This window comes from Rhodopirellula sp. UH5, from assembly GCF_056839225.1.
This window is the reverse complement of record NZ_CM166390.1, coordinates 4,846,194-4,863,894: the sequence shown is the minus strand read 5'-3', so window position 1 is coordinate 4,863,894 and position 17,701 is coordinate 4,846,194. Positions and strand designations below refer to the sequence as shown.

Here is a 17,701-nt window from a genome sequence, read left to right as displayed (position 1 = left end):
TCTTGGGTGATGATCCAAACAACAAAAGATGACTCCTGGTTTGTCAAAGTTAAAAGTCAGGGTTGACCGTCGTGGACGAGGCGAGGAGTCCTTGGTTTTGACGCCAGTTCAGGACTCGTCGCCTCGTCCACTACCCTAAAAAAGTCCATTCGGCGAGGACCGTTCATCAGTGGTTGCGTGTGCTTTGGCCAGTCATACTGTTGACTTGACCGGGTGTTTGAATCGGGAGCAACGACCGCTGCTGCAATCAGATGCCTGTTCCATGCCACTGCCTGACACTTGAACGCTGAGTCCATCTCATGAGACGACCGTTGATTGCCTTGATCCTTCCGACGCTCCTCCTCGGCCTTTCTGGACTCGCATCGGCGGAGTTCGACACCGAGCGATTGGCTCTGGCGGGAGACAACCGTGCGGAACTGGAACGGGCCCTGGCAGATGCACCAGCGGATCAACGGGAAGGGATCGAGTTCCTGATCGCGAATATGCCCGAGAGTGATCTGCAAACGCTTTCGGCGGACTACCTGTTGGAAAACACTCGACTGGCCTATCAAGCTTGGACCGATGCACCGTGGGCAAAGGAGATTCCCAAAGACATCTTCCTCAACAATGTTCTGCCCTACGCAAGCATCAATGAGCGACGCGACGAGTGGCGAGCCGATTTTCGAAAGCGCTGCCTGCCGATGATGGAAGGAGCGAGCTCACCGAGCGAAGCGGCCGCGTTGATCAATCAAAAACTGTTCCAAAACGTCGGCGTGAAGTATTCCACCCGGCGAGTGAAAGCGGATCAGAGCCCGCTGGAATCAATGGAAACCGGGTTGGCGTCGTGCACGGGTTTGTCGGTGCTGCTGATTGATGCTTGTCGATCTGTTGGGATCCCCGCTCGGTTCGTGGGCACGCCCCTGTGGTTCAATCAATCAGGAAATCACTCGTGGGTGGAAGTCTGGGACGATGGCTGGCATTTCACGGGTGCCGCGGAGCCAACCGGAAACGAACTGGATCGTGGTTGGTTCGTCGCCAATGCAACCAAAGCAGACCGTTCGTCAAAAGCTCACGCGATCTATGCAACCAGTCTCAAACAGACCCCGCTCTCGTTCCCATGCGTTTGGAATCGAAAGCTACGAAGCATTCCCGCTGTGAACGTGACCGACCGCTACGTTGCTCTTCAAAAGTCATTGCCGCCCGGCATGACTGAGTCGTTGTTCGTGGTGCATGGTGCGGATGGGAACCGAGCCAGTTGCCGATTGCGAGTCCTGGATGGCGACGAAGTTGTCTTTGAAGGTCAAACCAACGACGAAGGATTCGATGCCAACGATCATCTTCGCGTGGAACTGAAACAACAACACAAGTACTCGGTCTTGATTGGCGAAGGCGATCAAGTCATTCGTGACACCATCATCACCGATGCGGATGAGGAGTTGCATGAGCACCACCTCGTCTCCGTCGATGCGGTTTCCGAATCACAGGCGAATGAATCCGTCGCCGCGATCAAAGCTCTCCGCGATTACCTCCAGTCCCAACCGGCAGCGGACCTCAAGACGATTCGCGATCAATCGTTCAGCGACGTCTCGCTAACCGCCGACGATGTTGTCCGAGCCAGAAAGATTCTTGCAGAGCATCACAAGCAAACTCTGCTCAAAACGCGTTCCGAGGAAATGAAGGCTCGGGTGTTGGTTCACGGCGAACATGAGATGCCGTTTGACTATCGCGTTTTTGGTGAAGCCCCCAAAGCAGGCCGCAGTCTCTACATCTCCATGCACGGAGGTGGTGGTGCCCCGAAAGCGATCAACGATCGTCAGTGGGAAAACCAGAAACGTTTGTATCAACCCGAAGAAGGTGTCTACGTGGCTCCGCGAGCTCCGACCGACACATGGAATCTATGGCATCAAAAGCACATCGATCCGATGTTCGTGCGTTTGATCGAAAACATGGTCGCGTTTGAAAACGTCAATCCAAATCGCGTCTACGTGATGGGTTATTCCGCCGGCGGTGACGGCGTGTATCAACTGGCACCTCGTCTGTCCGACCGCTGGGCGGCCGCCGCGATGATGGCCGGACATCCCAACGAAACGTCGGCCCTGGGACTTCGCAACGTTCCCTTCGCGTTGCAAATGGGAGGCAAAGACGCGGCCTACAAACGCAACCAAATCGCTGCCGATTGGCAAACGAAGCTGGCCAAACTGCAGGAAGCTGATCCCGAGGGATACGAACACTTCGTGAAGATCTATCCGAACAAGGGGCACTGGATGGATCGCGAAGATGCGGTCGCGCTTCCTTGGATGGCCAAGCACACTCGAAACGTGACCCCGTCCAAGATCGTGTGGGTCCAGGACGATGTGACTCACTCGCATTTCTATTGGTTGGGCGTGGAAGAGTCGTCGGTCAAAGCCGGTGCGACCATCATCGCAGCCGTCGACGGTCAAACGATTGACTTGATCTCCTCAGACGTGAACAAGATCAACGTCTTCTTGGATGACCGATTCATCGACTTGGACCAACCGATCCAGATCACCAGCAGTGGTCAAATGCTGTTCGAGGGCCAAGTCACGCGAACTCTGAAAACACTCGTGACAACCCTCGACGAGCGATCCGATTCCGAGCTCGCATTTTCGACTTTCGTCGAAGTGGAGATGCCCAAGCCGTTCCCTCAATCGTTGGTCCCTGCCAAGGATTTGCCGCGATACACCGCGGCGAAGATTGATACTGAGCTGACGATCGATGGTCGCTTGGACGAAGAGGCTTGGCAGCAAGCCCGCAAGACCACCTCCTTTGTCGACTTGGTCAGCGGACAACCCACTCGCTACGACACCCGCTCATCCATCCTGTGGGATGACGAGTTTCTTTACATCGGATTTTGGTTGGAAGAACCCAATGTCGACGCGGAGTACAAAGACCGTGACGATCCGATTTACTACGACAACGACGTCGAAGTCTTCATCGCTGGAAAGGACGCCTACTACGAGTTCGAGATCAATTCCTATGGAACCGTCTACGAAGGTTTCTTTGTATGGCAGGAAGCGTACGAGAAAGGTGGTTATGCATCCGACCCACAACTCGCCAAAGACGCTCCGAATCAACAGGAGTTCGATGGCGTTGGGTTCACCGACCATCCACGCGGTAAACGCATCGCGTTTCTAGGCTACGACTTTCCCAATTTCAAATCCGCCGTTCACACCAACGGGACCTTGAACGACGATTCCGACGTCGATCAAGGCTGGACGGTCGAGTTGGCGTTTCCTTGGAAGGAGATGAACTGGCTTGCCAAGGGCGACAACCGATCACTGCCACCCAAGGTCGGCGATGAGTGGCGAATCGATCTCTTCCGGTTCAACAAAACCAAGGCCCCCGAACCCGCCACCGACTCCGGAGGCTGGGCCCTCGGCAAACACGGAGTCTGGGACTCCCACATCCCAGAAATCTTCCCGATCATCACCTTCGCAGAAGAGTGATTGAATTGAACTCGACAAAGACCGTCGGGACGCCCTTTCCGGACTCAGAGGATTCTTCTCGCCAAACGGGTGGTTCGGGTATACACTGGCAGCATGGGTGATGTCACTGAATTGTTGCGTCAGGTGCGGTCGGGCGATGCGGGAGCGTCGGAGGGGCTGTTGCGCGCTGTCTACCAGGAATTGCGTTCGATCGCGGAAAGTCAATTCGCAGTGGAGTATCGAGAGCGCACTCTTCAGCCCACGGCATTGGTCAACGAAGCGTATCTGCGTCTGGCGTCGAGCGGGCGACTGCAGAAATTTGATAACCGTGGACATTTTTATGCAGCCGCAGCCGAAGCAATGCGGCGAATTCTGATTGACGCTGCGCGCGCTCGCGGAAGTCAAAAGCGAGGTGGCCACTGCCGACGCCTCGCACTGGGCGAAGTAGCGGATGACCTCACGCCTGCAACGGATCTTTTGCTGGATCTCGACGATGGGCTGGAGCGATTGTTTGAAGTCGATCCCGATTCTGCCAAGTTGGTTGAACTTCGTGTATTTGCCGGGTTATCGATCACCGAGGCAGGCGAATTGATGAAAATGTCGCGCAGTGCTGCGTATCGGAATTGGGAATTTGCTCGCACTTGGTTCGCAGTTCGCTGGGACGGCTAGGGTGCAGCGCATGTCGGATTCATCAAAACAAGAATCCATCAAAGCTGTGTTCTTACAAGCAATCGAATTCGACGATTTGAAAGAGCGTCAGCGTTTCATCGCCCAGGCCTGCCAATCAAACGAAGCGATGCGACAGGAGATGGAGCAATTGATGACAGCTCACAACCAGCAGGACCCCAATGTGCTGGATGACATCGTCGATCGTTTGGGGGTTCACGAAACTCATTGGACGTCGACCCGCTCGGGAATTTGGCCGGAAACGTTCAAAGCCAATCAGTTGCATCGCATCGATCGCTATTCGATTTGCGAACTGATCGGTGAAGGTGGAATGGGCTGTGTTTTTGCAGCGCAGCAAGAACAACCAGTTCGCCGCAAGGTTGCCCTGAAAATCATTCGAGCAGGAATCGCTACGAAGGAAACGTTGGCCCGATTCTCCGCCGAGCGTCAAGCACTTGCGATGATGGACCATCCCTCCATCGCCAAAATTCTTGATGGTGGAGCGACAGAAAGTGGGCAACCTTACTTGGTGATGGAATTGGTTCAGGGGACACCCATCACCGAGTATGCCAATCGTTCTCAGTTCTCAACCGAGGAACGTTTGCGTCTCTTCCAAAAGGTTTGCCATGCTGTCCAACACGCTCATCGAAAAGGGGTGATTCACCGCGACTTGAAACCCTCGAACATTTTGGTTGCGGAAATCGATGGGGAAGCAATTCCGAAAGTGATCGACTTTGGATTGGCCAAAGCACTCGCCCAACCGCTCACAGACCTAACGATTCACACTGGTTTCGCGCAGTTGATGGGAACACCGATGTACATGAGCCCCGAGCAAGCGGAGCTGGGGACGATCGACTTCGACACTCGCAGCGATGTCTATTCCCTCGGAGTGTTGTTGTACGAACTGATGGTTGGTGCGCCACCGTTTGACCGTGAGACCTTCAAAACGGCAAGCTTTGACGAGGTCCGCCGAATCATTCGCGAGGTCCAGCCTCCTCGACCAAGCGCCGCCTGCAGCACCATCTCGGCCGAAAAAAGCATCCACGTCAAGAATCACCAAGGCGGCGATCTTCGGACGCCGCAACCGATCATCCGGGGAGAACTGGATTGGCTAATCATGAAGGCGATGGAAAAAGACCGTCGCCGGCGATACGGATCCGCGTCCGAACTCGCCGATGACATCCAGCGATACCTCAACGGTGAGGCAGTTTTGGCATGCCCTCCTTCTCAAATTTATCAGCTTCGCAAAACAATCCAGCGTCACCGTTTTGCGATCGCGGTGACCGCCGTGGTGCTTCTTTCCTTGATCATCACCAGCGCCGTTTCGACTTGGAAAATGCTCGAGGTTCGCCAAGCCAAATTGTTCAGCGAGGTGCGGGAACGGCAGACAAACGAACTGCTTGAGTGCAACCAGTTGCAACGAGCCGTGTCAGCGTATCAGGCTGGCGATCTGGTGCAGTTGTCGCAGCTCGCCACGGTCGTCAACCACCCCCACGCGTTGCCATCCGATCGCGGAGCGATTGAACATTCAGGGTTGTTTGAATTTTTTCAAGTGGCAGCCGATCCGGTACCACACCAACGTTTCAAAATGGCTTCTCCGATTCATGACATTGCGACTTCATCGAAACTGAAAACTGCCTTGTGTGTGTGCGAAGATGGCGGCGTTGTCATGCTCTCATTGGATGGCTCGACGACGGTGGGGCGTCCCTTGGGAAGTCACGACGAACCGGCTCATGCCATTGCGTTCTCACCGGACGGTTTGATGGCAGTCAGTGGATCGACATCGGGGTTGATCAAGTACTGGGATGTGGAAAAAGCGATCTGCGTTCATCAAGTGCGGCCAGTGGGAAACGGAATCGAATCGCTTGCTTGGTCGCCTGACGGTCGATCCGTTGCCGCGGGCTTTCGTTACGCCGGCGTCTGGGTGGGTGATGCAGAGGGAAATGAAAAGTTTCGCATCATCAATGATCATCGACACGAGACCCTTTTGTTCACGCCTGACAGTCGCGAATTGTTGGTTCCGACACGGAATGGAATTCATGTCTGGGACGTCGCCGCTGCAAAGCACAATCGAACAATCGATACCAACCCCTTCACGAATGTCCGTGCAATGTGTTGGGCAGGACCGAATCAACAGTGGCTGATTGCTGGCGAACGATACTTCGATTCGTTGGCTGTCTTTGACCGAGCGACCGGAGCGAGGCGGGGCACCTTCAACGTCAGTGCATCCTACGCTAAATCGTTGGCAGCATCTTCCGACGGAATGTGGCTGACTGCTGGGTATGGTGACGGAAGGGTCCAAATCATCCGGTTGAGCGGAACCGATGCTTCGGATGTCGGCGGCGAAGTGCGCACGCAGTGGAATGCATACCGTCAGGATGACGAACGATTGGCTGTGCGTTGGCTGGAAAACAAGCCAAACCGATTCATCACCGCCGGCAATGATGGAACGGTGCATTTGTGGGAGCTCGATGGTGTCGTCCCACAACGTGAACTCACGTCTCCAGTCGCGGTCGAGGCGGCATATTTCCTAGACAACGAGCCCGAGCCCGCCTTGTTTCTCCGAGGCCAAGAACCGATCGGATTGCCGATCGAAAAAATGTCCCACCAAGCCGCTGCGGGATTGGTCGCACTGCGAAGCGGCAATCAGATTGCCATTGTGTCGCTACGGACTCGCCAAACGCTGACCACAATCGATTTGCCTCCCCAACGGGATGAGCACCTGAGTTTCTCCCCCGATGGCAGTCGGCTGGTCGCTGTCGGCGGTGGGTTCGCTTTGGTTTGGGAATCGGCCGATCGCTGGGCCAGCCACGAATTGATTGCGACCTTCGCCGCAATTCACAATGGAAATGCTGTTTTCGCCAACCACAACCAGACGTTGATTTGCGGGGCTGTCGACGAAAAATCGCTGCAGGAGCTGAATATCGAATCGGGCAAAGTTGGTCGTCGGTACGCGATTTCACATCCCAGAGTGGTCGCGATCAGTCACGACCAACGTCGGATGGCGGTTGGAAACGACCAACGTTTGACAGTTCGGGATCGGGCAACCGGCCAAGTTTTCTTGGACATCCGCGAGATGTCGAGAGTCTGGTCGCTGAGTTTTCTCGCCGACGACCGCGTCCTGATCTCAGGCCACAACGATGGCCGGATGATGGCGTGGCACGTCCCGACCGGCCAGCCACTGGGCACCTTGTATCACCCGCGTCCCGGACTCAGACGCCCACAAAACCTCCAATTGTCAGCAGACGGACGCCGCATACTCCTGGTCTACCCCAGCGAACACGGCTACGTCCCCGTCCTGCTGGGCCGTTAACAAGTATTCTATCAATTCGCCGGTGTCCATCTCGGCAGATCAGAATAGTCGCATGGACGAATCATCGATCGCTGATTCGTGCGACCAGACATCTCCTTGTCTCCATCCTTCTTGCCACCAGTCCGTTGACGCAAAAACAAAATCCGATGCGTCAAATTCACTGTGACTCGGTTTTCGGAGGCCTGTTTCGATGGGTTCTGAAACCGCGTCTGCGTCTTTCAGATTGAGGTAGTTGATCACTCGGAGTGCATCCAAGGCGGTTGCTTTTCCATCACGATTGACATCGTAGAAATTCCTAGGAGACGGATCAACAAGTATCGGCTCTCGCAAAACCCCAGTTACAGGATCGGAGTGAACGCGATCATTCAATTCGTTGATGATCCGCAATGCGTCCAACGATTGAACGTTCTCCGATCCCGTGACAATCGTCTCGCATCACGTTCGTTTTCTGACGCCTCTCGGGAGACGATCCCGCTGAACGGGCGAGCGTGTCCTGACGAAAAGAAATTTCCGGGAAAAGACGGGACAGATCGAAGTGGCTTTTCGCATGAAGCTTTGGCCTTCGTTTTGTCCCCCAATCCACTCGGCTTTCTCGATGACATACCCAAGCAGTCGCCGATTCAATCCATTCCTTGGCCCCCGCCAACCTAGCCGATCTGCTCCACGTCGCCGCAAATTGCTCGCTGAAAGATTGGAAAAACGCCATTTGTTGGCTGGGGATATTTTGCTTTCGAGTGGCTTTGTCTACGAGAAATTGCCATTGGATTCTCCGGTTGGTGATTTAGCTGCAGTCAATCCCGACGGTACCGCTCCGTACACATTCGAGCTGGTTGCTGGCGAAGGCGGGGAGGACAACGCCAGTTTCCGCGTCGACTCGGAACAACTGGTCACAGCCGCCACGTTGGACGACGAAGTGCAGTCTGTTTATTCCGTTCGTGTGCGTGCCACCGACAGTTTGGGAGAGGTCACCGAAAAAGCGTTTCAGATTGATGTCCTGGACACGGATGGCGAATACCACGATGTCATCGGCACCTCCGCCAATGAAATCTTCACGGCGCAGTACGTCGGTAGCGGGACCAACGAATGGTTGGTCAGGCGTGGCAGCTCAACTGTTTTCAATGGCGAACTTGCAACCCCGACGACCAAGCTACGAATTTTGGCGACCAGCGGTACCGACACGTTGTCAATCATCGGCAGCAGTGGCGACGACACATTTGTGGTCAGCGATCAAGCAACCGAAGTCAATGGCTTCACCGTGATCAGCCAGAGCGTCGAAGCAAAACAAGTTTCAGCCAGCGGTGGCAATGACACCTTGATCGGTCCCGACACAAACAACCTGTGGACAATCGATGATCGCAACGACGGCACACTCAACACCACGACCAGCTTCTACGATGTCGAATCGCTGGTGGGTGGATCCGCAGACGATACGTTCCAGTTCACCGGAGGTAGTTCGTCCTACATCAACGGAACGCTGGATACCGGCGAGGGCTGGGACACATTGGACTACTCACAGTTCTTCGCGAGCCACAGCGTGTATGTCAGTTGGGCACAGAACCGAGCCACCGGCGTCGGAACAAGCTCGTACACTGGAACTGCGGGCGCTGCCACCAACTTTGAGGCCGTCGTGGGTTCGGGGGCCAACGGCTACCAGAGAGTGGAAGGACCAGACTCGGCCAACCAGTGGACGATCACCGGAGAGAACACCGGTAACATCAACAGCGGCCAGTACAGCTTCACCAACATTGCTCGCCTCGAGGGTGGACCACAAGAGGATGTCTTTCGCGTTGAAAGCGATGCTTCCATCACCGGTTCTGTCAGCGGCTCCATCAACGACGATCGCATCGAACTGGAAGATCGCGGCGTGCCGCTCGATGTCAACGTCTCCAATCGCAATGTTGCAGGGGTGCTCGGCAGCTTCTATGCAGGAGAATTGCTCATCGAAGGAGAACATGACAACCGCTTGGTTGGTAGCACCAGCAGTTTGACACTGAATCTTAACGCCGACGGAACCGTCGCTGCCAACAACGTCCATTACAGTGCAGGATTCGATGAGTTCGTGGGAGGAAGTGGTACCGCATCACTCTACGCTCCCGATTTGTCAACCGATTGGCACATCACCGGAGACGACACCGGTTATGTCCTCGTCGAAGGCCAACGCTTTGACTTCACGGCCGTCGAACGTCTGTATGGCAGCGACACGGCGGACTCCTTCACCGTGGATGTCGGTGGGAACTGGAGTGGTCAACTGTATGGACGAGGTGGAGATGACACCTTCGCTGTGCTTGGCGAATCGACTGGAGCAATTCGCGGCGAGGGTGGCAACGACACGCTGATCGGTCCGAACGTGAACAGCGTCTGGACCATCGACGATCGCAACGATGGCACGCTCAATACAACGACCAGCTTCTACGATGTCGAATCGCTGGTGGGTGGGTCAGCAGACGATACGTTCCAGTTTGCCGGGAGCAGTTCGAACTACATCAACGGAACACTGGATACAGGAGATGGCTGGGACACGCTCGACTACTCACAGTTCTTCGCGAGCCACAGCGTGTATGTCAGTTGGGCACAGAACCGAGCCACCGGTGTCGGGACTAGTTCATACACTGGAATTGCGGGCGCAGCGACTGGCTTTGAGGCCGTTATCGGATCAGGTGCTGAAAGCTACCAGAGAGTGGAAGGACCAGACTCGGTCAACCAGTGGACGATCACCGGAGAGAACACCGGCAACATCAACAGCGGCCAGTACAGCTTCACCAACATTGCTCGCCTCGAGGGTGGACCACAAGAGGATGTCTTTCGCGTTGAAAGCGATGCTTCCATCACCGGCTCTGTCAGCGGCTCCATCAACGACGATCGCATCGAACTGGAAGATCGCGGCGTGCCGCTCGATGTCAACGTCTCCAATCGCAATGTTGCAGGAGTGCTCGGCAGCTTCTATGCAGGAGAATTGCTCATCGAAGGAGAACATGACAACCGCTTGCTCGGTGGCACCAGCACCGTAACTTTGACGCTGAACAGCGATGGGACCGTCAACGCTGGTAACGTTCATTACAGCGCAGGATTCGATGAGTTCGTGGGAGGAAGTGGCACCGAGTCACTCTACGCTTCAGAGCTAGCAACCGACTGGCACATCACCGGAGATGACACCGGTTACGTCCTCGTCGATGGCCAACGCTTCGACTTCACGGCCGTCGAACGTCTGTATGGCAGCGACACGGCGGACTCCTTCACCGTGGATGTCGGTGGGAACTGGAGTGGTCAACTGTATGGACGAGATGGAGATGACACCTTCACGGTGCTTGGCCAATCGACAGGAGCAGTCCGTGGCGAAAGCGGCAGCGACACGCTGATTGGTCCGAACGTGAACAGCGTCTGGACCATCGACGATCGCAACGATGGCACGCTCAATACGACGACCAGCTTCTACGACGTTGAATCGCTGGTGGGTGGGTCAGCAGACGATACGTTCCAGTTTGCCGGGAGCAGTTCGAACTACATTTACGGAACACTGGATACAGGAGATGGCTGGGACACGCTCGACTACTCGCAGTATCAAGCCAACACAAGCGTCCTGGTCAGTTGGAGTACGAACCAAGCCAATGGTGTTGGAACCAGCAGTGGACGCGCCGGGGCAACCACCAACTTCGAATCCGTTCTCGGCTCGGGATCCACGTACCAACGAATCGAAGGACCTGACTCGGTCAATCAGTGGACAATCACCGGTGAGAACACTGGCAACATCAACAGCGGCCAATTCAGCTTCACGAACATCGCACGTTTGGACGACGGACCGCAGGAAGATGTCTTTCACATCGAAAGCGACGGGTCACTCACAGGATATCTGTACGGCAGCAACGATGATCGCATCGAACTGGCCGACCGCGGCGTGCCGTTGGATGTCAACGTCTCCAATCGCAAAGTTGCAGGAGTGCTCAACGGCTTCTATGCCGGTGAAATGCTCATCGAAGGTGAGCAAGACAACCGCTTGGTTGGTGGCACTGGCACCGTAACCTTGAACCTGCAATCCGATGGGACCGTCGCTGCCAACAACGTCCATTACAGTGCAGGATTCGATGAGTTCGTGGGAGGAAGTGGTACCGCGTCACTCTACGCTCCCGATTTGTCAACCGATTGGTACATCACCGGAGACGACTCCGGTCACGTTCTTTTCGAAGGCCAACGCTTTGACTTCACGGCCGTCGAACGTCTGTATGGCAGCGACACGGCGGACTCCTTCACCGTGGATCTCGGTGGGAACTGGAGTGGTCAACTGTATGGACGAGATGGAGATGACACCTTCACGGTGCTTGGAGAATCGACAGGAGCAGTCCGTGGCGAAAGCGGCAACGACACGCTGATCGGTCCGAACGTGAACAGCGTCTGGACCATCAACGATCGCAACGATGGCACGCTCAATACGACAACCAGCTTCTACGATGTCGAATCGCTGGTCGGTGGATCGGCAGACGATACGTTCCAGTTTGCTGGCAGTAGTTCAAACTACATTTACGGAACACTGGATACAGGAGATGGCTGGGACACGCTCGACTACTCGCAGTATCAAGCCAACACAAGCGTCCTGGTCAGTTGGAGTACGAACCAAGCCAATGGTGTTGGAACCAGCAGTGGACGCGCCGGGGCAACCACCAACTTCGAATCCGTTCTCGGCTCGGGATCCACGTACCAACGAATCGAAGGGCCTGATTCGATCAACCAGTGGACGATCACCGGAGAGAACACCGGCAACATCAACAACGGTCAGTACGGATTCTCAAACATCGCAAATCTCCATGGTGGCCCTCAAGAGGATGTGTTCATTGTCGAGAGCGACGGTTCCTACGATGGCTCTTTTATCGGCAACGGTGGCGTTGACCGCTTGGAACTAGCCGCACGTAGTGGACCGCTGGAAGTCAGTGTCAACGGCCGCAGTGTTCCTGGAGTGCTCGGCTCCTACTCTGTGGAAAATGTCGTTGCCCTGGAACCTGCCGACAATCAACTGCTGGGAAGCGAAGCGAATACCAATTGGCAAGTCACAGCCGATGGTGACATCCGAGTCAGCTCCGTGACTTACACCGGCTTCGATTCCATTCTCGGCGGTAGCGGCGATGATACGCTGCTGGTGGATTACACCGGCGAAAACCTGGAAGCCGCCCTGCAAATTGCCTTCGACGGTGGTCCGGGAGGAAACGATGGCATCGGGTTCACGGGCGGAAACTTCCACACCGTGTCCTACGATCCGGCTCAGGGAACACTTCAGCTCAATGATGTGACATTCGAATTGACCACCGGCAACCTGGTCAACCTGACGAATTCGACCATCACCAATTTGCTTGTTGAGATCGATCAAACCAATCTCGTCGCCAACGAAATCACGACCACTTTCACTGCCGTTGATACCACCGACACGCTCATCTCCTTCAGCGAATCGCTGGGTGGACTTTTGGTTCGCAACCTGACCGGACGGCTGTCCGTGTTGGGCGATGCAGCCGATAGCGACACCATCACTCTCGCCGGGATCGGCAGCTCCTTTGCCGCGAATGTCCTCATCGACGGACGTGGGGGAACCGATCAGGTCGCCTTCGACGAGACATTCATTCTGAAAAACAATGATGACCTGGAAGTCCTCGCGGAGCAGATCACCACCGTTGCCGACGTCGTCATGCAGACTCAAGGAACGGGACGAGTCACGTTGAATGTCGACGATCTGGATGTTGATCTGACATCAACGATTCAATCCGCCAACTCGGTGGTGCTGGCTCCGTTGTCAGCCGACAGGGACATCGGAATAGCAACGGATAACACAGGTGAACTGAGCCTTCCCGTTGGATTACTCCATCGAATCTTGACCCCATCGCTGGTCATTGGCAATGAGGAAATCAACGGCGACATCACCCTGAGTGGCGATGTGACACTGGCGACAAATGCTGATCTGCAATTCATAACAGCAGGTGACATTTTCCTGACAGGCACGATCGACACCGCTGGGGGCAAGCTTTGGTTGAATCCAGGTGCGGCTCCTCACGCGGTGCACGTTGGTTTGACATCCAACGAAGTGATTGCCAGCGAGTTGTCCTTCGCCCCCAGTAGCGACATTCGATTCACGATTGATGGCACCACACCAAATACCGAATATTCCCAGCTCAGCCTCCTCGGTAGCCTGGATCTGACCGGAGTCAATCTGGTCATCGATGGGGAGTATCCGGTCAGCCTGGCGGAGTCATTCGTCTTGGTGGTCAACCATGGGACGGAAGCTGTGTCGGGAACCTTCAGCGGTTTGCCGGAAGGAAACTTCCTTGACAACTTCCACGGATCTTCTCTGAGTGCACAAATATCGTACTTGGGGTTGGATGCGGCGACTGGCAATGACGTTGTGTTGACGGTGACCCCACCACCCAATGTTCCGCCCATTGCCGACGCGGGCGGTCCATACGAGGTTGATGAGGGTGGGGAGGTGCAATTGGACGCATCAGGCTCCAGCGACCCGGACGCGCCGGATGAGTCGCTGGTCTTTCAATGGGACTTGGATGGCGATGGGGTTTTCGGAGAGACAGGATCTGAAGCGGAACGAGGCAATGAAATCGGTAGCAATCCAGTCTTTGATGCAAGTCTGATCGATGGCCCAGCGAGCGTGACAGTCCTGGCTCGCGTGACCGATGGTTCCGACGACTCGGATTCTGCCAGTGCAGTCATCAACGTTCGCAACGTGGCACCAACGATCACCCTTGATCCCATTGTCACGGTCGAACGAGGTGCCGCCTGGACGCTCGACGGATCTCTCGTTGACCCGGGGTCGGATAGTTGGACAGCGACCGTCAACTACGCGGACGGTACCGGTGATCAAACGCTGACTCTCAACGGCAAGAATTTTGAACTCGGCCATGTTTACAGTGCCGCCGGTGACTACTTTGCTGTCGTCACGATCGACGATGGCGACGGTGGAGTGACCCGCAAGAACTTGACCGTCAATGTGAAGCTGCCGCCGTCACCGGACCTGAAATTGATCTCATCGGACGTCCTGTTTGATCCAATCCATCCGGACGTTGGCGAATCATTCGACTTTGTCGTGGACGTGACCAACGCGGGGACGCTTGCCGCAAGCGACGTCCCAGTCAGCGTCCAGGTATACGACGCCGTGACGGAGTCGTTCTTAGAAATCGGTCGTGGAGTGATCTCTTCGATCGATGCGGATCCCGAAGGAGATGCGAAATCAGAAGCACAGGTTCGCTTGACCTGGGACGGCAACAACGGTCAGCCTGCGTTGCCGACCGAGGACGCTTACCTGTTGGTCCGTGTGGTGGTTGATCCTGACTCGACGATTGAGGAACTGGACGAGTCAAACAATGAGGCGATCCAGGTCCTGCAAATCGGCAGCCCCGATTTCGGCACCGCCGAACTGGTCGCGGACGTGCCTGACCGCACGTTCTACCGAGACCAATTTGTGGCGGTCGGTGGTCAGGCGTTTTACGATTTCAGCACGATCCCGGGCAGCAATGACTTCCCCGTCCAGAACGCAAGCGTGACCGCTCGGTTGTTCGACTCGTCCGGCAACGTGTTGGCAGCATCAGGAGCCCGGACGGCACCCAACGGCAATTTCCTGCACACCATGCGAAGCCCCAAAGAAGATGGTGACTACACGCTACGATTTGAAATCAGCGATGGGACATTTAGCAGGGTGTTTGAGGCGACACTCACCGTCGACGGTGAATCTCCTGACCCCTCGCCGCCACGACCGAGTGGGCCAGGAGGCCCCGGCTATGTCTTTTCGTCATCGATCCAATTCGTCGATGATGCAGAGGTTCCGATTCCAGCGCTACCACCCGGAACTCCTCAAATCGGTGTGCCAATCACCGTTCTCGGTAGCTTTGATTACGAGCTCAATGATCCGCTCGTTGGTGTTCCTGTGACGTTCAATGACCTCTTCCCTGTCGCGGGGGAGATACGAACGTTTGAGATCGGACGTGATTCCGTCTCATTCCCCGAAGGTGGATTGGCTGACCCCGCGCTTGTCGGGATGCAATGGACGCCAACGGCCGAAGGCCTTCACATTATTCAGGTGATTGCCAAACCCGATTTTATATTCAAGGCTCACACGCACACGACGCGGACAATCCTGGTCGGCGACCTGGACACGACGTCGCTGATCGTCGAACACGGGATCGTGGTCTTGCCCGACTCGGCGTCCGCGTTGGCGCCGATGGCATCCGCGTCACGCGGCTTCGCAGCCGCTAACACGATCTCCGCCCCACTGGTGCAAGCCACCGACGACGCACCTGAACCGGGTGACACCCTGTCGTTCACCCTGAGCTACGAGAACACGGGCACGACCACCATCACCGGCGGGATACTGATTGATGACTTCGATGAAACTTTGATGGGGTCACCCACCAACATCAGTCATGGCGGCATCGCCGATGGCAACATCCTTCGCTGGGAACTGGGTGACCTCGCGCCCGGAGCTTCCGGCACGGTGACTTACGAAGTCACGATCAATTCCGGCGCGGATTTTCCCCCCGGAGCAGCGTTTGTTCTCAACACGGCAGTCCTGAACGCCGACCAAGCCGTTGCGGCGAGCACGAGTGAGTTGGTCGTCAGCAACAACGCGCCGGTGATCAGCAGTCTCAACGTCGACTCGATCGTTGATGCCAATGGTGCCGTCACACTGACTGGTACGTTCAGCGATGCGAGCGCAGTGGATACGCACACGATCGACGTCACCTGGGGCGACGGCCAAACTGACTCGTTCACGTTTGCCGCTGGCGAACGTTCGTTCTCGATTTCGCATGCGTACGGAGTGACCCATTTGCCGTCGATCGAGAGCTACACGGTCAGCGTGAGTATCACCGACGACACGAACCAAAGTGTCAACGCCAGTGTCAGCACTCAGGTGCCCCCGGCACCGGCCGTTGATGAGACGAGCCCATCGAGTTCCGTACTCAACGCGACATTCACCAGTTCCGGCGAGTATGACATCGAGATCGGCTTTGTAGATTCGCTGGGTCCGACGGAGGCACCGATTTCAGGCGTGTCTTGGGTGGATATTTTCTACCGCGTGAATCCTTCGAGTTCGGGATCCGCTCCCCAGTTGTTTGGTCGGGTCGCTTTGGATCCGGCTTCCACGGGCGGCACCGCAACGCTATCAGCCGCACTGGATGCGTTGCCGGGAGATGTGATTCAGCTTTGGAGCGTTGCTGCTGACGGGGCGGGGAATGTGGAGAACGAGGTCACGCCACGAACCGATTACTCGTTCGTCACCGCCGACACGGTGGGGCCGGACACTCAGGTGGATTCGGCCGTGTTCGATGAGACGGCGTTCATCAACTTGGCGATTTCTGGGGCTGATGTTGGTGGTGGGAATGTGGATTCGATCGACGTTTATGTCGAGACCGACCCAGGGACTAAAAACAGTGTGATCTCTCTGGTTGGAACAATCCCAGGCGGTGCTAACGCTGTCAGCGGAGCCATCCAGTATGCGGTTCCTCAGGACGGGGCGACGCATTCCTATCGATTCTTCAGCATTGGTGTCGACCACCTTGGGAACCGTGAAGGAGGCAGTGGATCACTGGATGGCGATCCGGGAGGGGAGGGGGATCAACTGGTGACCGATGTCATGCTAGCAGCACCAACCTCCGGTCAAATCATTGGCTTTGATGTCAACGGAGGGTTGGAGAACCGATCTTCGGTTCATTCGGCGGACCTGCTGTTCAACGACTCCGGTTTTATCGACGAACTTCTGGAATCTCTCGAAGACGACAACCCAGACAATGACCGCATCCGGTTGGAGCGGTTGGACCTTGCTGGCAATTCGCTCGGCGGAGAATTTCTGACGGTCACCGCTGTCCGCGATGGCTTGAAGCTCCGCCTGGATTTCGGTGACGCTGGACTCCTGCAAAACGGTGTGTACGCCCTTCGCATCGACATGGACGACGACTTGAGCAACGGATTCGAGGAGGACCGTCGATTCCATCGCCTGCAAGGCGACATCAACGGGGATGGCGTCGTGAACACAGCGGACATGCGGAAAGCGCAACTGGCCTATCGGAACCCAGCGTTGCACGGCGACGCGGATGTTGACGGGGATGGCGATGTCGACCGAATCGATCTTCGTTTCTTCTCCACCATCCTACGGCAAAGAGATGCCGACAAAGCCCTGCAAATGCTACGTGCGGACTTAGATGACTAAGGCCGTTTTCTAAATAGGATCAGGCTCGATCCACCCCTCACCGGATTGTCGGTTGACTGGTGAACGATCACGGATCGGCCGGGTCAACCCAAAGTGCTTTCGCCCGAATTC

General features: G+C 55.9%; 5 protein-coding genes. 4 read left to right on the top strand and 1 reads right to left on the bottom strand.

Translation table 11 applies throughout. The annotated features are described in order from the left end of the window. Positions 1-299: 299 nt before the first annotated feature. The 3 genes from UH5x_RS17140 (at position 300) to UH5x_RS17130 (ending at position 7,404) form a co-directional block, all read left to right on the top strand. Positions 300-3,446 carry a transglutaminase domain-containing protein gene (locus tag UH5x_RS17140; protein ID WP_482633134.1) on the top strand — a complete coding sequence of 1,049 codons (3,147 nt, stop codon included), beginning with the start codon at positions 300-302 and terminating at the stop codon, positions 3,444-3,446. Between the two features lie 93 nt (positions 3,447-3,539). Further along, complete coding sequence (locus UH5x_RS17135; protein WP_482633133.1) at positions 3,540-4,094, top strand: ECF-type sigma factor; 555 nt, start codon at positions 3,540-3,542, stop codon at positions 4,092-4,094. Positions 4,095-4,104: 10 nt separating this feature from the next. Further along, positions 4,105-7,404, top strand: coding sequence for a WD40 repeat domain-containing serine/threonine-protein kinase (locus tag UH5x_RS17130; RefSeq protein ID WP_482633132.1), 3,300 nt, complete (start codon positions 4,105-4,107; stop codon positions 7,402-7,404). Positions 7,405-7,443: 39 nt separating this feature from the next. Here UH5x_RS17130 and UH5x_RS17125 read toward each other — a convergent pair whose 3' ends face one another. Further along, the gene (locus tag UH5x_RS17125) at positions 7,444-7,773 is read right to left on the bottom strand and encodes a dockerin type I domain-containing protein (RefSeq protein WP_482633131.1); all 330 of its coding nucleotides are present in this window, start codon (positions 7,771-7,773) and stop codon (positions 7,444-7,446) included. A gap of 322 nt (positions 7,774-8,095) precedes the next feature. Between UH5x_RS17125 and UH5x_RS17120 the strand changes: the two genes are divergently transcribed. Continuing rightward, a complete protein-coding gene (locus tag UH5x_RS17120; RefSeq protein WP_482633130.1) occupies positions 8,096-17,590 on the top strand; it encodes a PKD domain-containing protein in 9,495 nt (3,164 codons plus the stop codon). Positions 17,591-17,701: the final 111 nt, after the last annotated feature.